Annotated in this window: 15 protein-coding genes and 2 pseudogenes; 9 read left to right on the top strand and 8 right to left on the bottom strand. The window is 62.9% G+C overall.

Translation table 11 applies throughout. The features are described 5' to 3' along the window. Positions 1-493 precede the first annotated feature (493 nt). Entirely contained in the window at positions 494-1,714 is a 1,221-nt protein-coding gene (locus tag BHE01S_RS30165; protein WP_042270482.1) for an acetylornithine/succinyldiaminopimelate transaminase, read from the top strand. A 66-nt stretch (positions 1,715-1,780) separates the two neighbouring features. On the opposite strand, the gene BHE01S_RS30160 is transcribed toward BHE01S_RS30165, so the two are convergent. From BHE01S_RS30160 to BHE01S_RS30145, 4 genes are all read right to left on the bottom strand, one after another. Continuing rightward, a complete protein-coding gene (locus BHE01S_RS30160; protein WP_042270481.1) occupies positions 1,781-2,974 on the bottom strand; it encodes a M20 aminoacylase family protein in 1,194 nt (397 codons plus the stop codon). Between the two features lie 104 nt (positions 2,975-3,078). Then, positions 3,079-4,404, bottom strand: a complete 1,326-nt coding sequence (locus tag BHE01S_RS30155) for a DUF3100 domain-containing protein (RefSeq protein ID WP_224101322.1) — start codon at positions 4,402-4,404, stop codon at positions 3,079-3,081. Between the two features lie 76 nt (positions 4,405-4,480). Further along, positions 4,481-5,989 carry an aldehyde dehydrogenase family protein gene (locus tag BHE01S_RS30150; RefSeq protein ID WP_042270477.1) on the bottom strand — a complete coding sequence of 503 codons (1,509 nt, stop codon included), beginning with the start codon at positions 5,987-5,989 and terminating at the stop codon, positions 4,481-4,483. 27 nt (positions 5,990-6,016) lie between these two features. Then, positions 6,017-6,886 (bottom strand): NAD(P)-dependent oxidoreductase, encoded by an 870-nt coding sequence (locus BHE01S_RS30145; RefSeq protein WP_042270474.1) that lies wholly within the window; start codon positions 6,884-6,886, stop codon positions 6,017-6,019. A gap of 153 nt (positions 6,887-7,039) precedes the next feature. Between BHE01S_RS30145 and BHE01S_RS30140 the strand changes: the two genes are divergently transcribed. Beyond that, positions 7,040-7,951: a LysR family transcriptional regulator gene (locus BHE01S_RS30140; RefSeq protein WP_042270472.1), complete on the top strand. Its 912-nt coding sequence runs from the start codon at positions 7,040-7,042 to the stop codon at positions 7,949-7,951. Positions 7,952-8,136: 185 nt separating this feature from the next. On the opposite strand, the pseudogene BHE01S_RS30135 reads toward BHE01S_RS30140, so the two are convergent. The 4 genes and pseudogenes from BHE01S_RS30135 to BHE01S_RS30120 all read right to left on the bottom strand — a co-directional run. Next, positions 8,137-8,546, bottom strand: a pseudogene (locus tag BHE01S_RS30135) (transposase); the annotation flags it as partial. Between the two features lie 470 nt (positions 8,547-9,016). Further along, a pseudogene (locus BHE01S_RS30130) lies at positions 9,017-9,280 on the bottom strand (SDR family NAD(P)-dependent oxidoreductase); the annotation flags it as partial. A gap of 19 nt (positions 9,281-9,299) precedes the next feature. Then, the gene (locus BHE01S_RS30125; RefSeq protein WP_042270470.1) at positions 9,300-10,157 is read right to left on the bottom strand and encodes an enoyl-CoA hydratase/isomerase family protein; all 858 of its coding nucleotides are present in this window, start codon (positions 10,155-10,157) and stop codon (positions 9,300-9,302) included. A 136-nt stretch (positions 10,158-10,293) separates the two neighbouring features. Then, positions 10,294-11,187 (bottom strand): LysR family transcriptional regulator, encoded by an 894-nt coding sequence (locus BHE01S_RS30120; protein ID WP_042270468.1) that lies wholly within the window; start codon positions 11,185-11,187, stop codon positions 10,294-10,296. A 109-nt stretch (positions 11,188-11,296) separates the two neighbouring features. Here BHE01S_RS30120 and BHE01S_RS30115 point away from each other — a divergent pair, with 109 nt between their 5' ends. The 7 genes from BHE01S_RS30115 to BHE01S_RS30085 all read left to right on the top strand — a co-directional run bounded on the left by BHE01S_RS30115 (position 11,297) and on the right by BHE01S_RS30085 (position 19,457). Beyond that, positions 11,297-11,629, top strand: coding sequence for a carboxymuconolactone decarboxylase family protein (locus BHE01S_RS30115; protein WP_042270466.1), 333 nt, complete (start codon positions 11,297-11,299; stop codon positions 11,627-11,629). Positions 11,630-11,639: 10 nt separating this feature from the next. Further along, positions 11,640-12,053: a (R)-mandelonitrile lyase gene (locus tag BHE01S_RS30110; RefSeq protein ID WP_042270465.1), complete on the top strand. Its 414-nt coding sequence runs from the start codon at positions 11,640-11,642 to the stop codon at positions 12,051-12,053. 8 nt (positions 12,054-12,061) lie between these two features. Continuing rightward, positions 12,062-12,277, top strand: coding sequence for a tautomerase family protein (locus BHE01S_RS30105; protein WP_218000433.1), 216 nt, complete (start codon positions 12,062-12,064; stop codon positions 12,275-12,277). A gap of 232 nt (positions 12,278-12,509) precedes the next feature. Beyond that, positions 12,510-13,907 (top strand): TolC family protein, encoded by a 1,398-nt coding sequence (locus BHE01S_RS30100; RefSeq protein WP_042270461.1) that lies wholly within the window; start codon positions 12,510-12,512, stop codon positions 13,905-13,907. Next, positions 13,904-14,971 carry an efflux RND transporter periplasmic adaptor subunit gene (locus tag BHE01S_RS30095; RefSeq protein ID WP_042270459.1) on the top strand — a complete coding sequence of 356 codons (1,068 nt, stop codon included), beginning with the start codon at positions 13,904-13,906 and terminating at the stop codon, positions 14,969-14,971. The genes BHE01S_RS30100 and BHE01S_RS30095 overlap by 4 nt, the downstream gene beginning before the upstream one ends. A gap of 53 nt (positions 14,972-15,024) precedes the next feature. Further along, positions 15,025-18,138 (top strand): efflux RND transporter permease subunit, encoded by a 3,114-nt coding sequence (locus BHE01S_RS30090; RefSeq protein WP_042270457.1) that lies wholly within the window; start codon positions 15,025-15,027, stop codon positions 18,136-18,138. Between the two features lie 167 nt (positions 18,139-18,305). Further along, positions 18,306-19,457, top strand: coding sequence for an MFS transporter (locus BHE01S_RS30085; RefSeq protein ID WP_042270455.1), 1,152 nt, complete (start codon positions 18,306-18,308; stop codon positions 19,455-19,457). The last annotated feature ends 27 nt before the right edge of the window (positions 19,458-19,484 follow it).

The following is a 19,484-nucleotide window of genomic DNA, read 5'->3' as shown; positions in this document are numbered from 1 at the left end:
TCGACGTACGTCGCCTTGGACGTATCGATCCAGTGAAACCTGCTCGGGGTAAGCGGCTATGGCGAATGCCTCGACCGGAATTTCCATCTTCGGCGCCTGACGGGGCGGCCGCATGTTCGCGCAAGCGATACGCCGATCGCTGTTCACGGCACGCGGGGGCTGCTTCGCTACTCGACAACGAATTCTGAACAGCGTGATCGAGCAGGACCATCGACACATCCAAGCAAGGGCAGTTCGATATCTCGAAGCTCGGCCTCGAGGGTGCGCCCGCGCCCGCCGTATGGAATACCGTCCAGTCTTATCGATAAGGTTAGACGGCGTGACGCCACACTGCGTTCGGATTTTTCGAACAAGTTTGCAACTTTGAGTTAGCCACAAGCAGGCCGGGTAGCGGCACACTCCTGCTACACAAGTCGGACTGCGAGGTAGCCGCCGGTCCTGCGACGCCTCCCTTGTTCCGCAACTCCTTTATCAGTTGCAGCGAAACCCTCCAGTGACTACCCCACATCCATCACGAAACACGTTCGATACAGTCATGGCCCCCGTCTATGCGCCTGCACCGTTGATACCCGTGCGCGCGCAAGGCTCTCTCGTCTGGGACGAAGAGGGCCGGGACTACGTCGACCTGACGAGCGGCATCGCCGTTTGCGCTCTCGGTCATGCGCATCCGACGCTGGTCGAAACGCTAACCAGACAGGCTGAACAGCTATGGCATGTGAGCAACGTCTTCACGAACATCCCCGCACTCAAACTTGCATTGCGTCTGACCGAGGCGACTTTCGCGGAAAACGCCTTCTTCGCGAATTCCGGTGCAGAAGCAAACGAGGCTGCGCTCAAGCTTGCCCGACGCGTGGCAATCGACCGGTTTGGAACGGAGGCGAGGAAGACCAAGATTATTTCCTTCGAGCAATCGTTCCACGGGCGCACGCTATTTACCGTCAGCGTCGGCGGCCAGCCGAAATACTCGGACGGATTCGGCCCGCTGCCCGGCGACATCTCGCATATCCGATTTAACGATATCGACGCAGCGCTGGTTGCAATTGACGATCGGACCTGCGCGGTGATCGTGGAGCCGGTCCAGGGCGAAGGCGGCGTCATTCCGGCAACGCCCGACTTCCTGCGATGCCTGCGCGATGCCTGCACCAGGCACAACGCGCTTCTCATCTTCGATGAAGTGCAGACGGGCATTGGACGCACCGGCTCGCTCTTCGCGTATATGGACGCCGGCGTGACGCCGGATATCCTCACGGCAGCCAAAGCCCTCGGCAACGGTTTCCCGATCGGCGCGGTGCTCACCACCGCGGAGATCGGCAAGCACTTCTCCGTGGGAACGCACGGCTCGACGTATGGCGGAAATCCTTTGGCTACCGCCGTTGCGGACCGCGTTGTCGAACTCATCAACACCCCACAGGTTCTCGACGGCGTGTGCCAACGTAGCGCTCACATCTTTGCGAGCCTGCGCTCGATCAATTCCCGCACCGGCGTGTTCCGCGAGCTCCGAGGCGCCGGATTACTGATCGGCGGGGAGTTGAGCGACGCGTATCAGGGACGCTCGAAAGACATCATGACAGCCGCGCTCGAACACGGCGTCATGATTCTGAATGCGGGTCCGAACGTCTTGCGATTCGCGCCGGCGCTCAACATTCCGTACGAATGTCTTGACGAAGGGTTGGCACGTTTGGAGCGCGCAATCGACTCGTTCAGTTTCGAGTGACTTGCAACAGACTTTGCGAGGCTAGGCTCTGCGTTCAGAGCCCTTATCGCCTGCTATGGCACTGGCTCACGCGCGTTTCAAAAACCTCTCCACGAGTCGCACGAAGTAAGTCGACCCCACGGGAAGCAACCGGTCGTTGAAGTCATAACTCGCGTTGTGTAACAGGCACGGCCCTGCTCCATGCCCCACGATGCGATGGTCGCCGACGCCATTTCCGATAAACGCGTAGCAACCCGGCTTTGCACGCAGCATGAACGAGAAGTCTTCGGCAGCCATCGTGGGTTGAATCGCCGCGTCGACGGCCTCATCACCGACGACTTCACGCATGACTTCGACTGCCAGCGCGGTTTGTTCAGGATCGTTGACGGTCGGCGGGTAGTTCCGGTTGAATTCGATCTCACTGCGACAGCCAAGACCAGACGCAATCGCCGCGACGATGGCCCGCATGCGGCTCTCGATGAGGTCAAGCGTCTCTTCCGAAAACGTGCGCACCGTGCCGCCCAGCCAGGCATCGGTCGGCACAACGTTCTGCGCTTCACCCGCGTGAATCTGCGTCACCGACAAGGCTGCCGCATCGACAGGATTCTTGTTGCGAGTCAGGATGCTCTGCAATGCGCTGACAATCTGCGCCACCGCAAACACCGGGTCTTCACCGAGATGTGGCATCGCGCCGTGGCATCCTGCGCCCGTCACCGTAATCCTGAAGAGACTCGTCGATGCCATGATCGCACCGGGGCGCACACCGAAGTGTCCCTCCGGAATGCCCGGCCAGTTGTGCACGCCGAAAACGGCATCGACAGGAAAGCGCTCGAACAGACCGTCGTCGATCATCGCCTGCGCGCCTGCGCCTTCTTCCTCGGCAGGCTGAAAAATGAAATGCACGGTGCCGTCGAAATCGACCGACTTCGCGAGATATCTTGCGGCGCCAAGCAGCATGGTCGTGTGACCGTCGTGCCCGCATGCATGCATTGCGCCCTGCACGGTGGAGCGATGCGCGAACTCGTTGGCTTCCTGCATGGGCAGCGCGTCCATGTCCGCGCGAAGTCCGATTGCGCGAGTGCTGTTCCCACGCTTCAGCGTCGCAACGAGGCCCGTTTTGCCGACTCCGCGAACGACAGGCAAGCCCCACTCTTCCAGCTTGCTGGCGACGAGATCCGCCGTCCGGTTCACGTCGTATCCCAGTTCCGGGTGCGCATGGATGTCACGACGGACGGCAGTCATCTCCTCCGAGAATGCCTGGATTTCGGCAATAGCGTTCATAGTCACTTGATAGGAGTTTCTTGCTGGCAATCGACGCAGCCGTCAGATTGCACAGCTCATAGCGCGCGTTGCACCGCTGCGTTTGCGCAGGCGGTGCCGGTCGCCTAGATGTGGAACAGTTGCGCGACGACGGTCGCACCGAGGAACGTGCCTGCATTGGCAACGAACGAAACAAGGACGATGCGCCATCCCAACCGGCGGAAAGCGGGCAAGTCTTTTGCAATCGAGAGACCCGCGAAGGCCAGCATCGGCGTGGTCACGCCAAGAAAATCGTTCCGCGCGCTCAGCTCAGCCAACTGTGCGCCCCAAGGGCACCAAGGAGACGTCGCGTACATCGCCGCAAACGAGACCCAGCACACCGCAGGGATCTTGCGGCCAGTCAGCGTGGAAAGCGCGTCGCCAACGACGACAGCCAGCAGCATGAGCAGCATCCCAGGCAGCCCCGCCAGCGGCGTCGTACCGTGCGCCATCCAGTCGCATACCAGTGCAAACACGGCGGTGACGACCCATGCCAGCACTTTGCCGCCATAGCTGAGATGCGGCGCTTCCGTTTGCACATCGCCCAGTTTCGGTCCGCTGGCTTCTGCCGCTTCGGGCGCGTTCGAGGCACTGGTCGTGCGGCCAATCAGCGGCTCTAGAATGCGGTAGCCGAACAATGCCATCGGCAGCGAAATGAATAACGTGAAGTACGTGCCCACCGTCGTCGTAATCAGATTGCTCGCAGCCGCAAACGTCAGCACCGATTTGGCGACCTCAGGCGTCTGCTGCGCAGCGATAGCGCCCGACGCCGCTGCCATCATGCTGCCCGAGCCGACGCCCGAACCCATCGCGAGTGCGAGCGGGTCGAAGATATTCAGACTCGCGACGAAGCCCGCAAATATGGCGATAAAGACCGCGCCAAAGATGGTTCCAGTGAGGTATTCCGCCAGCACGCCACGCCCTTCGGCCGAGTCCATCCCGTACTTCTCGCCGATGATGGCGAGACTAGGCTCACGGCCGACCGAGAAGGTGGCGCCGATGGCTTCGCGCTTGATACCGAGCAGAAGTGCGAGCGGCAAGCCAAGCAGGATCGTGCCGACAAAATGCCCCAGCTCCTGGAAGGCGAGCGCCCAACCCGCAGACGCCAGCTTGGGTAGCGCGCTCCCAATCATCAACCCCAGTTTCGCAATGAACAGCAGCAACGCAGGCTGCAGGATGGCCGCGGCGTAAAACTGCGTTTTCACGTCGAGGCGCGCGGCGCTGTTCGATCGCGCACTGGCCACGCCGATTGCCGCACCGAGCAGAAGCGCCCAGATCATCGGCAAGAGGACCACCTTGCCCGGGCCGATCTTGAACGTGAAAGATCCGATCAGCTCGGCAAGCAGAATCACGCCCGCAGCGAAGACAAGTAGCTTGGCCGTGCGCATGCCTTGGCCGTCGGATGAGTGCATTGCTATGCTATTCATTTGGTCAGGTCTCCCCAGAGTGACGATCCTCCCCGAAAGAACGGGGAGGATACCTTGCCGATTAAAGGTAGCCGAAGGCCGTGGGCGGTTCCTTCGCGGTTTCGACCCAGACGCTCTTCGTCTGCGTGTATTCGTAGAGCGCTTCGACGCCGCTCGAACGACCGTAACCACTCAAACCGAAGCCGCCGAACGGCGACGCCACGTTGATGGTCTTGTAGCCATTCACCCAGAAAGTGCCGGCATTGACTTGCGCCGCCACGCGATGCGAGCGCGCGACGTCGGTGGTCCACACTGCGCCGGCCAGGCCGAACTCGGTATCGTTGGCAATCGCGATGGCTTCGTCTTCCGTGTCGAACGGAATCGCTGCCACCACCGGCCCGAAGATTTCTTCACGGGCAACGGCCATATCGTTGGTGACGTTCGACAGCACCGTCGGCGAAACAAAGTAGCCCGCGTTCGAGCGCTCCTGCGAACCCGATGCGAGCGTCGCGCCTGCCGCCACGCCCTTGTCGATCATCGACATGACATGCTCGTATTGCCTGCGGTTATTGATCGGGCCCACCTCGGTGCTGTCGTCGAGCGGCTGGCCCACCTTGATTTTCCTGGCGCCCGTGGCGACCATCGCGACGAACTCGTCGTAGACGCTACGTTGCACCAGCAGACGCGAGCCCGCCACGCAGCTTTGACCAGCACCGGCGAAGATGGCTGCCTGCGCGGTCAGTGCCGCGCGCTTCAGGTCCGCGTCGCCGAAGATGATGTTGGCCGACTTGCCGCCCAGTTCGAGCACGCACGGCAGCACACGCTTCGCGGCCGCCTCGGCGATCCGTGCGCCCGTCGCCGGCGAGCCGACGAACACCACTTTCTTGATCGCCTTGTGCGCGATAGCCGACTGCGCGACCGTCTGTCCGAGACCTGCGAGCACGTTCACGAGGCCCTTCGGCGCACCCGCGCGCTCGCACAGCAGGCCGATGACGATAGAGCTGGTCGGCGTGAGTTCGGACGGCTTGAGCAGCACCGCGTTACCCATCGAAATGGCGGGTGCGACCTGCCAGCCGCACGTGAACACGGGCGCATTCCACGGCGTGATCTGCAGCACGGTGCCAGCCGGCTCGCGGCGCGTGTAGTTCAGATGCGAGGTCGGCACGGGAATCACTTCGCCGTAGAACTTGTCGGCCCAGCCGCCGTAGTACTCGAACATCTCGGCGACTTTCGCGACTTCGCCGCGGCAATCGCGGATCGGCTTGCCCGAACCGAGTGACTCGAGCCGCGCGAGGGCTTCGGCTTCCGCGCGCACCTGGCGGGCGATCTCGAACATCACGCGGCCGCGCGCCGCATGCGTTAGCGCCCACCACTGTTTCTGCGCGCGCACGGCTGCCGCGGCAGCCTGTTCGACCACGGCCGCGCCGCCATCTTTGTAGGCAATGCTCTTCTCGCCTGTCGCGGCATCGAAGAGTTGAATCGTCTCACCCGCGCCTTCCACCAGCTCGCCACCGACATACGAACCGATGGTCTTTGCTTGCGGGAAGAAATGCTGAAACGCTACGAGAAGGTCTTCTGCGTTATTGCTCATCTGAAAATGGCTCCGGATATCTGGCGATTACTGTTTGTCGATGAACTGGACGATGCGGTTGAAGTCTTCCGCATCGCCGATGCTGTCCGCGCTCGCCGCCCACAAGCGGCCCGCTTCCTTCGCGATCGGCGCGGTAGCGTCCGCGCTATCGAGTAGCGCCATCGCAAGGCGCACGTCCTTTCTCATCAGCTTCATCGTGAATCCGGAGTCGAACTTGCCGTTGAAGATCCATGTCGGATAGTTCGTCAGCGTTGCACTGTTCTTGCCCGAGCCGCCGTTGAGCGCCTCCACCAGCTTTTCCGGGTCGACGCCGTTCGCTTCGGCGGCGCGCACGGCTTCGCTCGCGGCCAGAAGATGAACGCCCGTCAACATGTTGTTGATGATCTTGGTCACGTGCCCCGCGCCGACCGGGCCGACGTGGACGCGTTTCGCGCTCATCACGGCGAGGATCGGCTCGACAGCTGCGACGTCTGCGTCGGAGCCGCCCAGAACCATCGTCATTGTGGCCGTCGCGGCACCTTTAGGTCCGCCGCTGACGGGACCGTCGACGAACCCCACCTTGCGTTCAGCAAGCGCCGCAGCCACCTTGCGCGTGCTGCCCGGCTCCGCGGTAGTCGTGTCCACAACAATCAGGCCCGGCTTCGCGCTCGCGGCGACGCCGCCTTCACCGAGCACGACCTGCTCGACGATATCGGATGTCGGCAGGGACAGAATCAGCACGTCGGCATCACGGGTGATATCAGAGATGGAAGCACGCGCCTGAACGCCTTCTTCCTGCAACTTGGCGGCAACGCCGGGCGCGGCGTCGAAGCCGAGCACGTTGAAACCGCCGCGCTTGAGCGAGAGCGCCATCCCGCGCCCCATATTGCCCAGACCGATTACACCAACCGTCTTCATGTTTCTAGCTCCAGGTCTCTTGATTTCGCAGTTCATATCGTGGCTGCCGCTCCAAGTTTTCGACTGCCTGGGTTCCATACTGGACTTTCGAAAGCCTATAATCAATAAACGCCAATTTGCAAAACGTTCTAATAATTCGAACGGTGATTTCTCATGGCAGAGGGTCTGACGGAGAGCAGGATTGTCTATTTCTACGAAGCCGTACGATTCGGCAGCATTCGCGCGGCGGCCGACTGGCTGAACGTCGCACCGTCGGCGGTGAGCAGACAGATCGGGTTACTGGAGCGTGAACTCGATGCCGCGCTCGTCGAGCGGCATGCGCGCGGGGTGAAACCGACGGAGGCCGGGCAGTACGTGATCGAGTACTACCGCGAGCAGATGGCGCACAAGGAAGACCTCATCAGCCGCTTGCAGGAACTGCGCGGCTTGCGCACGGGGCATGTCAACGTCGTGCTCGGCGAGGGCTTTGTGTCCGACATGCTGGGGGGCCCGATGCAGCAGTTTTGCAAACAGTATCCGGGCATCAAGGTCAATCTCGACCTCGCCGGAACGAACGAGGTCATGCGCAAGATCACCGAGGACGAGGGTGATATCGGGCTAGTCTATAACCCGCCGCCCGAGCCCAAGATCGTCGCGCGCGCATCGCGCATGCAACCACTGATGGCGATCGTTGGCCCCGGCTTTCCTCGCGCGCAACGTGAAAAGGCTATGACTGTGCGAGAGCTGGCGTCTTTTCCGCTGGCGGCAGCGCATCCCTCCTTCGGTACCAGGCAGATGCTCGAGGCCGTCGAGTTTGCCGAAAAGATACGCCTGGATCCGATCGTCACGACCAACTCGATATCCATCCTCAAGCAGTTCGTGAAATCGGGGCTGGGCATTGCGTGTTTGCCGGCGTTTTCCGTCTCGACTGAGCTGGACGCGGGGGAACTCTTCGCGATTCCGATTGATCATCCGTTGCTTATCAACGCGGAGGCGCAGCTCGTGACACGCGTCGGCCGAAAGCTGTCCGTCGCCTCGAACCGACTACTCCAGCTGATGCATTCGCAGATGCGCGCATTTCGTTAGACAACAAGTTCTCAAGTTTGAAGTGCAATACCCTGATTGATATGAGGTGTTCCAGACATGTAGCTGATCGCTTTCTTATTCGATCAGCCATCGTAGAGCCCAGCCGACTCGGCGCCGCCGGTGGGGAGAACTCTCCGGCGGCTACGCCGCCTCCGACTTCTCCCCACCGGCCAAAACCTTCGCCGCTACACCGGCCAAAATGATTGTCGCCCTCCAGTAAGGGCTGCAAAGTGGACAAGCATAAGCACAGAGAATACGACGAAGTGCAAACCAGCGAGGGTTTCGGGCAACCGCTCGTAGTCTCTGGCCAGTCTGCGGAACCGGTTGCGCCAGCCGAAGCTGCGCTCGACTACCCAGCGGCGCGGCAACAATACGAAGCCTTTTTTGCCTCCGGCAGCTTGATGACTTGAAGCTCGATTCCTTCGTCAAGCGCCGCCTGCGCGGGCTCTTCACCTGTATACCCCTGATCCGCGAACGCCACCTTGACTGTCTGGCCCGTGGCCTGCTGGACCTGACGCGCCAGTTCTCCGACCTGTGCACGTTCCTGTTCGTTGGCCGGCGTCACATGCACTGCGAGCAGTTGTCCAAGCGTACGCTCGACATCGTTCAGGGGTATACCTCGAACCATAAGTTGAAAGCTCATGACCGTTTCACCCGAATCTGTGCAATATCTCCGAGCGCGTGATGCAGGCAGCCTTCAAGATCGTCTGCCACCTTTTGTCCACGGACATCATAGACCACCACAAATCTAGCAGTAGGCAGCGGCACGTGTTGTCGGCCAAAGAGTACACGCGCCCGAACGTACGCAACGCTTAGGTTCAGCGCTACTTGCGTCTCGACATAATGATTGGCGATCAGTGTATATTCCGTGGCGTCCGCTGTAGAAAATTCTGGCGTGAATATCATATTTTTATCCGAAGGCTCCCGACTGTTGAACGGCCGTTCTGGGGAAAACTGAAGGGCAGATCAGGGTCGTGTACGGAAGTTCGAGGTCGCGACGCCTCGCGTCCAGATAGACACCTGCCGACATCCCGGCCTTCACCGACGCGTAAACTCGTCGGTGAACACAGACAGCACGTTCAGGATCGCGCCGCCTCCGTTCCGGGCGAGGTTGCGTGCGAACGCCCGCGACATCGACAGCATGCCGAACACGTTAGTCTCGAAGTGATCGCGCAAGGCCTCAAGGGCGCCGTCGTCCATCAGACCGCCAAACCGGGCGATGCCCGCGTTGTTGATCAGAAGCGTGACGTCGCGTGCCGTGTCAGCGGCGGCGGCCACGGCCGCCCGATCGGTCACATCAAGCTTCACTGGCACGACGCCCGGCAGCGCTATGTTTGATCGCGGAGGCTCAACCCTTCCGCGCGCCTGTGAGCGGCCGCTCTGTGTCATTGCTGTCCGCCTGACCAAGCGCAGGCAGGTACCTCCCGAAGTTCATTTCGAAATCGCTCGGCCCGCCATAAGCGAGGTTCCGGAGCCTGGCGCGGCGGGCCTGCCCACCTGGCGAGGCCAAGGCCGGGAAGAACAGGTCGATGCTCGACTGAAGTTCGGCAGCCGTTGGCATCCCGAAGCGATTGATTTGGGCTTTCGCCGCCCCGAGCGTTTCACGGTCAAATGAGGCCGGGCGTCGGACCAGCGTATCGACAAAGGCGTCGAGGCCGGAATCGTCCAGCGTGCGGTTTACCCAGCCATAGCGTTCGGCGACATCGGCGTCGAAATCGTCGGCGCTGAGGGCAATCTCAAGTGCCCGCGAGCGGCCGACCAGGCGCGGAAGCCACTCAAGCGCTCCGCCGGCCGGTACAAGGCCGACGCCGACCTCCGGGTTGCCGAAGATCGCATATTGCCGGCTGGCGAAACGCATGTCGCAGGCCAGCACGAACTCGTTACCGATCCCGCGCGTGCGACCGCGAATCTTGGCGATGCTCACGACTGGCGCTGACGAGAGGCGTAGCACGCAGTCGCGCCAAAGCCCGAGCACCTCCCGCCGTTCGGCTGCCTTGGCTACGTCGAGATGGGCGACGAAAAAATCGGGATTCGCCGACTGAAACAGCACGACCTTCACGGACGGGTCCGCCTCGAGGTCCCTCGTCAGCAAGCCAAATTCCTCGATTGTGGCAGGCACAAACATGTTGATCGGTGGGTTGCTGAAAGTGACCGTCCACTGGCCCGGCCTGGTTCGGTCGATGTCGAGTTGCGAAGAATCGGGCATGGTGCACCATTAGCAGCCGTTTGGCAGTTGTACATGAATGACCGGGCGATAGCGCTTATCTATTGCAGATGTATGCTCAGGGTGGCCTTCCACACGCAGCGCGGGGTTGGCGGTTGGTGGATGCGCGCTCGCCCGCTCACGCCCCATTGCGCAAGGCGTCCACAACAATAGCTAACGCCCTCGAATATTCGCGGCGGCCTGGGTAGAAGATATGTAGCCCCGGAAACGTCGGAAACCAGTCCTCGAGGACATACTGCAGCCGTCCGGCATCCACGTGAGGCTGTGCAAGGTCTTCCGGCACGAACGCAAGGCCCGCGCCGTCGATCGCCGCGTTCAGCATTTGGTAAGCGCCATTGAAGGTGAATTGCCCGTCAACGCGGACCTGCATTTCCCTTTTGCCCTTTTTGAGTTCCCACGCATATAGACCACCGCGCGTCGGCAGCCTCAGCGTGATGCAGTTGTGATGAAGTAAATCCTTCGGCTGTCTGGGCGATGGGTGCTGCGCAAAATAGGACGGCGATCCGACGATCGCGAGACGTGCATCTGGGCCGATACGCACCGCAATCATGTCCTTCGCGACCTGGTCGCCCCATCGCACCCCGATGTCGTACCGGTCAGCCACAATGTCGGACAAGCCATAGTCCACCACGAGTTCGACCTTGATGTCAGGGTAGTCGGGCAAGACCTTTGACAGGCGCGGCCAAAGAACGGTATCGGCGGCGTAGTCGGTGGTCGTGATCCGGATCGTGCCCGCCGGCTTGTCACGCATTTCGACCACCGCAGCGAGTTCGCTCTCGATTTCTTCGAATCGTGGTGCGACGGTTCTCAGCAGCCGCTCCCCAGCAGCGGTCGGTGCGACGCTGCGCGTGGTCCGGCTAAGCAGCCGTACTCCCATGCGCGCTTCCAACCCGCGCAGCGTATGGCTCAGCGCGCTTTGCGATACGCCAAGCCTGGCCGCGGCACGAGTAAAGCTGCCTTCGCGCGCCACCGTAATAAATGCCAGCAGGTCGGTCACATTTTCGCGCAGCATTGATGAAATCCACTCATAGGTCTTAGCGCATTTTACCGTCTAGTCGCACGCGCGCGCCGTCCGCAGAATGTCCTCATGTCATCCATTGGCCTGGAGAAAGGAGAAAGGCATGTCCGGAAAACCTGCTGCCGCACGTGAGTCGTTTGGCGAACTGGCCCCGAAGCTGGCCGAACTGAGCGACGAGGTGTTGTTCGGCGACATCTGGGAGCGCCCTCAACTGTCGAAACGGGACCGCAGTCTCGTGACCTGCGCTGCACTAATCGCACTCGGCAAAACCGAGCAGATGAATTTTCACGTTCCGCGCGCTATCGCGAACGGCGTCACGCAGGACGAACTCGTTGAACTGACCACGCACCTCGCGTTCTACGCGGGCTGGCCCAATGCAATGTCGACCGTATCAAAGCTCAAGGAGCTGGGTGTGGCCGCCAATAACGGAGCATGAGAGAAACATCATGGAAATCAAAAGAGCTGGCTCGCAGTCCTCAATTAAAGGTCCCGCCGAATGGTTCACCGGCACCGTGCGTATCGATCCGCTTAATGCACCGCCGCCGCCCGCTCGGGTGTCGTGCGCGAGCGTGACGTTCGAGCCCGGTGCGCGCACGAACTGGCATACCCATCCGCTGGGCCAGACCCTGGTTGTGACGTCTGGCTGCGGCTGGACACAGTGCGAGGGCGAATCCATCGTTGAGATTCGTGCCGCAGACGTGATCTGGTGTCCGCCAGGCCACAAGCACTGGCATGGCGCTTCAGCGACGACCTCGATGACGCACATCGCCATCCAGGAGGCGCTGGACGGCAAAAATGTCGAGTGGCTGGAACCGGTAACTGATGAGCAGTATCTCGCCGGTGCGTCGCGGGAAATCTGAACGTTATCGTGAAGCTATGGCCCGGCCACAGCGAGGACCAGAAAGCGCCGCTTGCGCATGCGATCGTCGAGCGCTTTTTGGGAGTGCCGTATTCAATCGAGAACTCGCTCTCGGTTGCAATCGAGGCGATCAGGCCAGGCGACTGGATGGACAAGGTATGTCGTCAAGGGATCGCTCCGAGCATGACGCGCCTATACAAGAAACCCGGCTACGATCCGCTTTGACACCTTCGCGAAATTCCGTCGACGGAAGCCGATGAACGGCGGCTCCAGGATCCTGAGCCGTCATCGCAGCGCCGGCAACCCGAGCGACAGCAGCGGGTCTATTTCGTTGAAAAACTCCCCCGTGACCGCCGCACAGCGAAGGTTCTTGACAAAAACTTCACAACCGGTGGCGTAGCCTCCAACCCGAAAGCCGTCCGCGTGGGCGGCACATCGTCCGGGATGGAATGCCAGCATGCGGCGCGCGTTATCGATTGCCTTCATCGTATTGACCGGGGTGGCCGGTTGTACGACCTATCATCCGCAGCCGATCGCCCCCGACCAGATCGCCCGCCAATTCGAGCAGCGCTCGCTTGCTAGCGATGAACTGCATGCCTGGATCGCGCGCGAAGCTGGCCACGATGTCAGGCCGTGGCCGCCGGCAGCCTGGAATCGCGAGTGGCTTACTCTGGCGGCCTTCTACTACAGCCCCGCCCTCGATATGGCCCGTGCGCAATGGGACACGGCCAAAGCCGGCATCGATGTTGCCAACGCGATTCCCAATCCGGTCCTGCAGATGCCGTTCCAGTTCAATACGCCCAACCCGGGACCGGGCGCGCCCTTTACCTGGGGCCCATCACTCGACATCCCGATCGAGACTGCGCACAAGCGCGGCTATCGCGTCGATCAGGCGAGCCACCTGTCTGAAGCGGCCCGGCTGAACATCATCACCGCGGCATGGACGGTCAGTGCCCAGGTCCGCGACGCCATGCTCGCCCTTTTTGCCGCGCGTACGCGCATCGCCCTCCTCGGCACGAAGGCGCAAGCCCAGCGGGAGATCACGGCCATGAGCCGCCACCGTCTCGCAGTCGGCCAGTATTCGCAACCCGATGTCGATGCGGCGGTGCTTGCCGACACCCAGGCCCAGAGCGACCTGACCGCCGCGCGAATGGCCGAAGAAGACGCGCGCGCGCAACTGGCCGCCGCCATCGGCGTTCCGGTCACCGCGCTCGATGGCGTAACGCTCGACCTGAGCGCCTTCGGCACGGCTGCCCCGGCTCCGCCTCCGGCTAACGCGCAGCGAGCGGCGATCTTCCATCGCGCCGATCTGCGCGCCTCACTGGCCGATTACGCCGCCGCCGAGTCGGCGCTTCAGCTCGAAGTCGCGAAACAGTATCCGGACATCCATCTCGGCCCCGGCTACACGTACGACACCGGCACCAACAAGATCGCCTTCGGACTGGCCGGCATCACGCTGCCGATCTTCGACCAGAACCAGGGGGGCATCAAGCAGGCCGAGGCGAAGCGCAAGGAAGCAGCGGTCCGCACCGGCGCGCTGCAGGACAGGATCATTGGCAACCTCGCGCATGCCCTGGCGCGCTATCAGGCGAGCGGCGAAGCGCGGCAGATCTCCGATGCCCATCTGGCGAGCGCCCGCCGCCAGCTCGACAGCCAGGCGGCTGCATTCGCGAGCGGCAATGCGGACCGGCTGACGTACACACAGGCGCAAGCCGGCTATCAGACGAGTGAAATCGCCCATCTCGACGCCGAAATCGCGCTCCAGCAGGCTGCAGGCGCACTCGAAGACGCGATGCAGCTACCTCTCGTCCACGAGGCAGCGAGGCCAACCCTCAGTGAGGGGACAACACGATGAAAATCCGGCTGATCCTTCTGATCGTCCTTTCGCTGGCCCTCTGCGCCGGCGCAGGCTGGTACATCATCAACCAGGCGTTCGACGACTCCGGCGCATCGACATCCGCCGCCGCGCCGTCTGCGCCGCGGACCACGGTGCAGACGTTCAAAGGCGAGACAGTCGTGGTCGTGAGCCTCGACGCGCAGCGCGCCGGCCACATCGAAGTCGCGCCGCTCGCGGCCGTCACGAGCCAGTCCGGCATCAGCGCGGATGCCACGGTCATCGATCTGCAACCGCTCTTCGATCTGCGCAACCGTCTCGCCAGCGCACGCGCCGACGTCGACACGTTCGCCGCACAGGCAGCCAGTTCACGCACGCAGTACGAAGGCAGCCGTACGCTCTTCGCCGACGACCGCAATGTTTCGAAGCAGACGCTTCAGGCAGCGCAGGCGACGATGCAGGGCGACGCGGCAAAACTCCAGGCCGCCCGGGTCACGCTGGACGGCCTTGACGGCACGATGCGGCAGCAGTTCGGCGATGCCCTCGCAAACGCGGCAACGGCGCCGGCCTCTACGTTGTTTCAGCGCCTCCAGGCGGGTCAGTCGGTCGTGTTACGCGTGACGTTGCCATCCGGCTTCGGCAAGACGCCACCCGAGCGCATCGCGGTCGATACACCCGGTGGCGGCACAGTGGCCGCCCGGAGGCTATCCGCTTCACCCCTCGCCGATCCCGCCGTACAGGGCACGCCATGGTTTTACGTCGCGGGCACCATGCTGCCCGCGAACCTGCGCACGGGCGCGCGCGTGCCCACCTCGAACGAGGCCGTTTCGGGGCTGCTGATCCCGGTGCAGGCAGTGGTGTGGTACGGCGGCCAGACCTGGGCATACGTACGCACGGCGCACGACCGCTTCACGCGGCGCTACGTGCCCGCGGCCAACGAAGGCGATCGCGGTTTCATCGTGACGGCCGGCTTCCAGGCCGGCGATCAGGTCGTGACGCAAGGCGCGCAACTGCTGCTCTCCGAAGAGATCAAGCCACAGGGCATCGGCACCGCCTGCAAGGACCCGCCCGAGTGTGACGACTGATCCCGCAACTGAGCCCCACATGTCCCGCCCAGAACAACGCCACCCACAGCCCCATGCTTGACGCGATCATTCGCTTTTCGCTGCGCTTTCGCGGCGTCATTTTTTCGCTGGCCGTCATGGCGGCCGGCTACGGGCTCTTTTCCCTCACGCGCGCCAGGCTCGACGTCTTTCCCGAGTTCGCACCGCCGATGAGCATCGTGCAGACGGCCGCGCCGGGCATGACGAGCGAACAGGTGGAGACCCTCGTGACACAGCCGGTCGAAAATGCCCTTGGCGGCATGACCGGCCTGCAGTCGATCCGCTCGCGGTCCATGCAGGGCCTCTCCTCGGTGACGCTCGTATTCGACGATCATGCCAACGTGATGCAGGTCCGGCAACTCGTCACCGAGCGCATCAGCGGACTCGCGGGGACGCTGCCGGCCGGCGTCGCGGCACCCCAGCTCCTGCCGCTCACGACGACGACGAGCGTCGTGCGCACCATCGGCCTGACGTCGAAGACGCGCTCGCTCGCGGACCTCTACGACATCGCGCAGTGGACCGTCAAACCGCCGTTGCTGGGTACGCGAGGCGTGGCCGATGTGATCGTGTTCGGCGGCCAAACGCGTCAGATGCAGATCCAGGTCGATCCTGCCAGGTTGATGCACCACGATCTGTCGATCCAGGATGTCATTGCCGCGTCGCGCCAGGCCACAGGCGTGCGTGGCGCCGGGTTCATCGAAAACAGCAATCAGCGCATCGCCGTCAACGCCGATGGCCAGATCGCGACGCCCCAGAAACTCGCGGGTGTCGTGATCCGCTCCGGCAACGGCGCAGCGGTTCGCCTGGGCGACATTGCCAGCGTGAGCTGGGGCAACGCACCCGCCGTTGGCGCAGCATCGATCATGGGCAAGCCCGGCGTGATGGTCGTGATGGAAAGCCAGTACGGAACCAACACGATGGCCGTGACACGCGACATTGAAAAGACACTCGCGGGGCTTGCGCCGGTGCTCTCCCGCCAGGGCGTGGACGTGAACACGAACGTATTCCGGCCCGCCAACTTCATCGAGGCGTCCGTCGCTCACCTGCGCATGGCGCTTATCGTCGGCGCCCTGCTGGTCGTCGTAGTGCTGTTCCTGTTCCTGCTCAACGTGCGCACCGCCGTGATCTCTGCCGTTGCGATTCCCATGTCGCTGCTAATCGCGATCATCGTCCTCACTTCGTTCGGGATCAGCCTGAACACGATGACCCTGGGCGGCCTCGCCATCGCCCTGGGCGAAGTGGTCGACGATGCCATCATCGACGTGGAGAACATCTACCGCCGCCTGCGCGAGAACCGCGTGCTGGCCCAGCCGCTTCCCGCCTTTCGCATCGTGCTGCGCGCCTCGCTCGAAGTGCGTAGTGCCGTAGTCTTCGCCACCTTCATCGTGATGCTGATCTTCCTGCCCGTGCTCACGCTCACGGGTATCGGCGGACGGCTCTTTGCCCCGCTGGGCATCGCCTACATTCTCGCCGTGCTCGCGTCGCTGGGCGTCGCGCTGACGCTCACGCCCGCGATGGCGCTCGCCCTGCTGGCCAAGGGACCGTTACCCGAGCGGGAGCCGCGCCTGATCGGGCGCCTCAAGACACATTACGTCGCACTGCTGAAGAAGGTCGAGCAACATGTGAAAGGGGTCATGGTCATCGTCGTGGTAATGTGCGCCGCGGCGCTCGCCTCTCTGCCATTCATGAGCGGGAGTTTCATTCCGCAACTGCGGGAAGGACATTACACCGTGCACATGGGGCTCGCGCCGGGCACCTCGCTTGCCGAATCGATGCGCATCGGCACCCAGGTCTCGCAGGCGCTGCTGCAGGTGCCGGGCGTGCGCCTCGTGGCGCAGCGCGCCGGCCGTGCGAACGGTGTGGTCGACCCGACCGGCGTGCAGCTCTCGGAATTCGAAGTCGACCTCGAGCCGATGGGCGCATCGGGCCAGAGCTGGGCGCTATACCGGATTCGCCAGGCCCTGGCGCGCTTTCCGGGCCTCTCCACCTCGGTCAACACGTTTCTCGAGGAACGCATCGACGAGACCATTTCGGGGACGACAGCGCCTGTGGTCGTGAACGTCTTCGGCAACAATCTCGACGTCATCGACCGCACGGCGCAGCAGATCGCCCAGCTCGTCGGTACGATCCACGGCGTAGCCAGTGTGCGGGTGGATTCCCCCCCCGGGATTCCCGAACTCGATGTGAGGCTCAATCCCGACGCACTGAGCCGCTGGGGCTTTCGTCCGGTCGAAGTTCTCGATGCGATCCAGGCCGCCTATGCCGGCGTGACCGTCGCCCAGATTTACGAGGGCAGCCGCAGCTACGACGTTGCAGTCGTGCTCGACCCCGCAATGCGCAGGTCCGTCGGCGACGTGAGCGAACTCATGGTGCGCAACGCCGACGGCTTTGCCGTGCCGCTTTCCACGCTCGCCATGATCCGGCAGGTCGCCGGCCGCTACCAGATCACGCACGACGGCGGCGAGCGCGTGCAGACGGTGTCGGTCAATCTCGGCAACCGGGCGGTCGGCGACTTCGTGAAGGAAGCGCAGGCGCGCGTGAATCGCGAGATCAGGATGCCCGCGGGTACCTATGCCGTTTTCAGCGGAGAGAGCGAAGCGCGCGCCCAATCGCAGCGCGACCTGCTCGCATACGGCGGGATTGCTCTGGTGGGCATCGCATTGCTGCTGTTCATGGCGTTGAAGAACCGGCGCGCCGTGCTGCTGGTGATGATCAACCTGCCCTTCGCGCTTGTGGGCGGAGTGCTGGGCGTGGTCCTCACCGGTGGCAATCTTTCGCTTGGCAGCATGGTGGGCTTCGTCACGCTGCTCGGCATTTCGCTGCGCAATTCGATCATGCTGATCAGCCACTATGAACATCTGGTGCACCTGGATGGACTGGACTGGGACATGAACACCGCCGTGCGCGGCGCATCGGAACGGCTGGTGCCGATCCTCATGACTGCGCTGGTTACCGCGCTCGCGCTGGCGCCGCTCGCTGCGACGAGTGGCGCGCCGGGCAAGGAAATCGAAGGGCCGATGGCGATCGTCATTCTTGGCGGGCTCATCACGTCGACCGCCCTGAACCTGATCGTGCTGCCCGCGCTGGCGTTGCGCTACGGGCGCTTCACGCGCGACGAAGTCGCCGACCCGGGGACAGCGAATGGGTGAGCCGGGTGAAAGCGGGCGGTCTGGTTGCTGCTGGCGAGCGCATCGGACATCATTGGACAGGGTCGTCATCGCCCTCGCGCGATACGCGTTCACCTATCTCCAGAGCGAGTGCCGTGCTGCCTGAAACGTCCGCAACTTCACGCATCCCCATTCCCCGCGCGGTACGCATGCTGGGATTCGTGAGCCTTTTCATGGACCTGTCTTCCGAACTCGTTCACGCGCTGCTGCCCATCTTCCTCGTCACCACGATGGGCATGAGCGTGGGCGCGCTGGGCTTGCTCGAAGGGGCCGCCGAAGCGACCGCGATGATCGTCAGGATCTTCTCGGGCCCCGTGAGCGACTGGCTAGGCAAGCGCAAGGCACTGCTGCTGCTCGGTTATGGGCTGGCCGCGCTGTCCAAGCCGCTTTTTCCGCTGGCGCACACGCCCGCGCTTGTCGCGGCGGCGCGCCTTATCGATCGTGCCGGCAAGGGAATACGGGGTGCGCCGCGAGACGCGCTCCTCGCGGATGTCTCGCCACCGGAGATTCGCGGCGCGTGTTATGGGCTCAGACAGTCGATGGATACCATCGGCGCATTCGCCGGGCCACTCGTGGCCATCGTGCTGATGTTCCGGTTCTCCGATCACATCCGCACGGTCCTCTGGTTTGCTGTCGTTCCGGCCGCGATAGCGGTCGGCCTGATCGTGTTCGGCATCGAGGAGCCGGCCCACGAACAGGCGTCCCACGGCTTCCGGTCACCACTGCGCTGGGAGGCGTTGCGGGAATTTCCGGGGCGCTACTGGTTCGTGGTCGCGATTGGCGCCACCTTCACCCTCGCGCGCTTCAGCGAAGCGTTCCTCGTATTGCGCGCGCAGCAGACGGGAATCGATATCGCGTGGATTCCCGGCGTCATGGTGGTGATGAGTCTCACCTACGCGCTCAGCGCGTATCCTGCTGGGGCGCTGTCCGATCGAACCGACCGCCGTGTTTTGCTTGCGCTCGGCATTGTCACACTGATCGCCGCGGATCTGGTCCTCGGCGCGCGTGCATCGATCGTCACCCTGCTCATCGGCGTCGCACTGTGGGGCCTGCACATGGGGTTCACGCAAGGCATTCTCTCCGCGATGGTCGCCGAAACCGCGCCGCCGTCGCTCAGGGGCACGGCGTTTGGCGTCTTCAATCTCGCAAGCGGCATCTGTATGCTGTTTGCAAGCGTCATCGCCGGCTGGTTGTGGGACCGGCATGGCGCATCCACTACATTCCATGTCGGCGCCGTCCTGGCCGTCCTCCCCCTCGTCATGTGCCGGTTCGCACCGCGCCTCGCGAAGCTCAAACCCTGAGATGGCCTCGCCGCGAGAACCGGTCAC

Source organism: Paraburkholderia heleia NBRC 101817 (assembly GCF_000739775.1).
GTDB lineage: Bacteria > Pseudomonadota > Gammaproteobacteria > Burkholderiales > Burkholderiaceae > Paraburkholderia > Paraburkholderia heleia.
The sequence above is the reverse complement of the archived record's forward strand: the minus strand, read 5'-3'. Positions and strand labels throughout refer to the sequence as shown.

Excerpts from the sequence above, each read along its gene's own strand:
- BHE01S_RS30160 (WP_042270481.1), bottom strand. The coding sequence starts at position 2,974 with ATGAACGCTATTGCCGAAATCCAGGCATTCTCGGAGGAGATGACTGCC.
- BHE01S_RS30155 (WP_224101322.1), bottom strand. The coding sequence starts at position 4,404 with ATGCACTCATCCGACGGCCAAGGCATGCGCACGGCCAAGCTACTTGTC.
- BHE01S_RS30150 (WP_042270477.1), bottom strand. The coding sequence starts at position 5,989 with ATGAGCAATAACGCAGAAGACCTTCTCGTAGCGTTTCAGCATTTCTTC.
- BHE01S_RS30145 (WP_042270474.1), bottom strand. The coding sequence starts at position 6,886 with ATGAAGACGGTTGGTGTAATCGGTCTGGGCAATATGGGGCGCGGGATG.
- BHE01S_RS30140 (WP_042270472.1), top strand. The coding sequence starts at position 7,040 with ATGGCAGAGGGTCTGACGGAGAGCAGGATTGTCTATTTCTACGAAGCC.
- BHE01S_RS30125 (WP_042270470.1), bottom strand. The coding sequence starts at position 10,157 with ATGCCCGATTCTTCGCAACTCGACATCGACCGAACCAGGCCGGGCCAG.
- BHE01S_RS30120 (WP_042270468.1), bottom strand. The coding sequence starts at position 11,187 with ATGCTGCGCGAAAATGTGACCGACCTGCTGGCATTTATTACGGTGGCG.
- BHE01S_RS30115 (WP_042270466.1), top strand. The coding sequence starts at position 11,297 with ATGTCCGGAAAACCTGCTGCCGCACGTGAGTCGTTTGGCGAACTGGCC.
- BHE01S_RS30110 (WP_042270465.1), top strand. The coding sequence starts at position 11,640 with ATGGAAATCAAAAGAGCTGGCTCGCAGTCCTCAATTAAAGGTCCCGCC.
- BHE01S_RS30100 (WP_042270461.1), top strand. The coding sequence starts at position 12,510 with ATGCGGCGCGCGTTATCGATTGCCTTCATCGTATTGACCGGGGTGGCC.
- BHE01S_RS30095 (WP_042270459.1), top strand. The coding sequence starts at position 13,904 with ATGAAAATCCGGCTGATCCTTCTGATCGTCCTTTCGCTGGCCCTCTGC.
- BHE01S_RS30090 (WP_042270457.1), top strand. The coding sequence starts at position 15,025 with ATGCTTGACGCGATCATTCGCTTTTCGCTGCGCTTTCGCGGCGTCATT.
- BHE01S_RS30085 (WP_042270455.1), top strand. The coding sequence starts at position 18,306 with ATGCTGGGATTCGTGAGCCTTTTCATGGACCTGTCTTCCGAACTCGTT.